Source organism: Mesorhizobium sp. P5_C1 (assembly GCF_054049815.1).
In genome coordinates, this window is record NZ_JBFULQ010000510.1 from 1 (window position 1) to 3,936 (window position 3,936).

General features: G+C 63.3%; 3 protein-coding genes and 1 pseudogene. All 4 read left to right on the top strand.

Annotation, left to right across the window (positions count from 1 at the left end):
• The first annotated feature begins 94 nt into the window (after positions 1-94).
• Positions 95-859, top strand: a complete 765-nt coding sequence (locus ACXJ7R_RS26825; RefSeq protein ID WP_457154466.1) for a phosphodiesterase — start codon at positions 95-97, stop codon at positions 857-859.
• Positions 860-1,131: 272 nt separating this feature from the next.
• Positions 1,132-2,460, top strand: coding sequence for an NAD(P)H-dependent oxidoreductase (locus tag ACXJ7R_RS26830; protein ID WP_457154467.1), 1,329 nt, complete (start codon positions 1,132-1,134; stop codon positions 2,458-2,460).
• Between the two features lie 2 nt (positions 2,461-2,462).
• Positions 2,463-3,491: a thiamine pyrophosphate-dependent dehydrogenase E1 component subunit alpha gene (locus ACXJ7R_RS26835; RefSeq protein ID WP_457154468.1), complete on the top strand. Its 1,029-nt coding sequence runs from the start codon at positions 2,463-2,465 to the stop codon at positions 3,489-3,491.
• Positions 3,491-3,936: pseudogene (locus ACXJ7R_RS26840) on the top strand (alpha-ketoacid dehydrogenase subunit beta); the annotation flags it as partial. The gene ACXJ7R_RS26835 and the pseudogene ACXJ7R_RS26840, both read left to right, overlap by 1 nt.

A 3,936-nucleotide genomic window follows, 5' to 3' on the forward strand; every position in this document is an offset into this window, starting at 1 on the left:
GCACAGTGAGGATGGTCAACGCGTTTCGTTTGCCGGCTGGTGCCGCCAGGAGTCAACAGGAAAGCCGCCAGCAGGAAGCATCCCGGTCAGGTCCATGAAAGTCATCCAGATATCCGATCCGCATCTGATGACGCCGGGTGGTCTTCTGTACGGCTCCAATCCGCTCTCCAGGTTGCAAGCCTGCCTTGCCGACATCGGCGCCAACCATGCCGACGCTGATCTGGTGGTCATTTCCGGCGACCTGACCAATGACGGCGAGCGCCCCGCCTATGCCGCGCTGAGTGAGAGCCTGACAAAGTTCGGTCCGCCCTGCCGGCTGATGCTCGGCAACCATGACGACCGGGCGGTGTTTCTCGAGATGTTTCCGCAAGCCACCGCCGAGCGCGGCTTCGTCCAAAGCGTCGTCGACAGCAGCGAAGGCCGCCTGATCCTGCTCGATACGCTGGATAGCGGCCATGTCGAAGGCAAACTGTGCGCAGCGCGTCTCGACTGGCTCGATAAGCGACTGCAGGAGGCTCGCGATCGACCGGTCTTCCTGTTCATGCACCATCCGCCGTTTCGGATACACATCCCCGAGCTCGACCGTGTCATGCTCGCCGATCCCGATGCCTTGCATGAGGTACTGCTGCGCCACGGCAATGTCCGCCACATCTTTGCCGGACACGTCCACCGGCTGATCGCCGGCAGCTGGCGCGGCATTCCCGTCAGCACGCTGCGCAGCACCAATCATCAAACCGCGCTCGATTTCTCGCAGGGCTGGAGCCTCGGCCACGAGCCGCCAGCCTATGCCGTGATCTTGATCGATGCGGATGGGGTGATCGTGCATTTCCACGATTTCCCGGTGCCGCCGGTTCTATAGCCTGAACCGTCGAGAGGCGTGGTGCAGCGATCGCCACGACCGGTGGACGAGCTACCCAGAATCCGTGTGCCGGGAGGCACGCAGCCGTGCCAGTGTGTTGTCTGCGCAACGGCTGCGCGGCCCCCGCGTTGGTGGGCTGTTTTGGGTCACGCGGAGCCTCCACAATGGGGCGTCACAAAGCAACTGATGTGCACATTAGTCTTGACAGAAATACATATGTTCAATACCCGTCAGGCGATTGAATAGCCTGCATTATGGGAGGAACGAGCGGTATGGCTTCCAATGTTTCGTTGACGGGCCTTGCCCGCGATCTCGAGGAACGCGCCAGGTCGGGCAAGCCCATCCGTATCGGCCTGATCGGCTCCGGCGAGATGGGAACCGATATCGTCACCCGCGTCGCCCATATGTCCGGCATCGAGATCGGCGCCATTTCGGAACTGAACCTGCCCGCCGCCAGCAAGGCGGTGGATATCGCCTTCCAGCAAACCGGCCATGCGCGCGAAGTGTCGAACGCTTCGGCGATGACGGCGGCGATGGAGGCCGGCAAGATCGCGGTCACCAACGATGCCAGCCTGGTCATCGACAATGACCTGATCGATGTCGTCATCGACGCCACAGGCGTTCCGGCGGTCGGCGCCGAGATCGGCCTGCGCGCCATGGAGCATGGCAAGCATCTGGTGATGATGAATGTCGAGGCCGACGTCACCATCGGCGCCTATCTGAAAAGTGAGGCCGACCGGCTGGGCGTCACCTATTCGCTGGGCGCCGGCGACGAGCCGTCGTCCTGCATGGAGCTGATCGAATTCGTCTCGGCGATGGGCCATCCGATCGTCGCCGCCGGCAAGGGCAAGAACAATCCGCTAAACATCGACGCCACGCCCCCCGACTATGAGGAGGAGGCCGAGCGCCGGCATATGAATGTGCGCATGCTGGTCGAATTCGTCGATGGCTCCAAGACCATGGTCGAGATGGCGGCGATCGCCAATGCCACCGGGCTGGTTCCCGACAAGCCCGGCATGCACGGCCCGGCGGCGACGCTTGGCGAGCTGTCCAAGGTCCTGGTGCCGCAGAAGGACGGCGGCGTGCTGTCGAAGGTCGGCGTCGTCGACTACTCGATCGGCAAGGGTGTCGCGCCTGGCGTCTTCGTCGTCGCCGACATGTCGCACCCGCGCATTTCGGAGCGCATGGAAGATTTGAAGATGGGCAAGGGTCCGTATTTCACCTTCCACCGCCCCTATCATTTGACCTCGCTCGAAGTGCCGCTGACCTGCGCCCGTGTCGTGCTCTACGGCAAGGCGGATATGGTCCCGCTGGCCAAGCCGACGGCCGAAGTCTGCGCGGTGGCCAAGAAGAACATGAAGCCGGGTGAGAAGCTCGATGCGATCGGCGAATATTGCTACCGCGCCTGGATTATGACCGCGCCGGRGGCGGGCGCCGCCAAGGCCATTCCCTGCGGCCTGCTGCAAGGCGGCTCGGTGACCCAGCCGATCAAGAAGGGCGAGCTCATCACCTATGCGAATGCTGCTCCAGCGCCAGGCTCCAAGATCGCCGAACTGCGTGCCCGCCAGGACAAGCTCGTCTACGGGTCCGTGGGAGCCTGACCATGGCCGGAGCCAGCAAAGCCGTCGCCGACAGTCGCGCCAACCTGCCCTTCGTCTATCGACAGTACAGCGCCGAGCAGCTCAGAAATGTGCTCTACAAGATGTACCTCATCCGGCGCTTCGAAGAGGGCGCGGAGGAGTGCTACACGCGCGGCCTCATCCACGGCACAATGCATTTGTCGATCGGCCAGGAAGCCAGCGCCATGGGCATCTGCATGCCGCTCGCCGAGGATGACCAGATCACCTCGACGCATCGCGGCCACGGCCACTGCATCGCCAAGGGCGCCGAGGTCAAGCGCATGTTCGCCGAGTTCTTCGGCAAGACCACCGGCTACTGCAAGGGCCGTGGCGGCTCGATGCACATCGCCGATGTCGGCAAGGGCAATCTCGGCGCCAATGGCATCGTCGGCGGCGGCATTCCGATCGCCGTTGGGGCAGCACTTTCCGCCAAGATGATGAGGACCGGAAAGGTCGTGGTGTCGTTCTTCGGCGATGGCGCCAACAATGAAGGCGCCTTCCACGAGGCGTTGAACATGGCCTCGGTCTGGAAGTTGCCGGTGATCTTCGTCTGCGAGAACAACGGCTACGGCATGTCGACTTCGACGGCGCGCTCGACCGCCGTCAAGAACATCGCCGAGCGCGCCGCCGCGTATTCGATGCCGGGTGTCATCGTCAACGGCAATATTTTTTCGGAAGTCGCCGAGGCGTCGTACAAGGCTGTCGAGCGTGCACGCGCCGGCGAGGGGCCGACGCTGATCGAATCCAAGACCTATCGCCATCGCGGTCACTCCAAGAGCGACCGCAACCGCTATCGTAGCAAGGAGGAGATCGAGGACTGGATGTCGAACCGCGATCCGATCACCCTGTTCGAAAGCGAGCTGCGCGAATTCGGCTTCATCGACGACAAGGGCATCGAGGCCATTCGCGGCGCGGTGGCACAGGAGATCGCCGACGGCATCGAGTTCGCCAAGGCGAGCCCGTCGCCGGATGTGCGCGACACCGGCAATTATGTCTATACGGAGCAAGCGTGATGGACGCGATGGTGCGTGAACTGAGCTACGCCCAGGCGATCCAGGAAGCCATGGCGATCGCCATGGACATGGACGAACGCGTCTTCCTGATGGGCGAGGATATCGGCGTCTATGGCGGCGCCTTCCAGGTGACCGGCGATCTGGTCGATCGGTTTGGCAGCGAGCGGGTGATCGACACGCCGATTTCGGAACTGGGTGGCGCGGGCGTCGCGGTCGGCGCCGCCCTCACCGGCATGCGGCCGATCTTCGAGTTCCAGTTTTCCGATTTCGCCACGCTCGCCATGGAGCAGATCGTCAACCAGGCGGCCAAGATGCGCTTCATGCTCGGGGGCGAGGTTTCGGTTCCGGTGGTAATGCGCTTTCCCGCCGGCTCCGGCACAGGTGCCGCAGCCCAGCACAGCCAGAGCCTCGAGGCCTGGCTCGGCCATGTGCCGGGCCTCAAGGT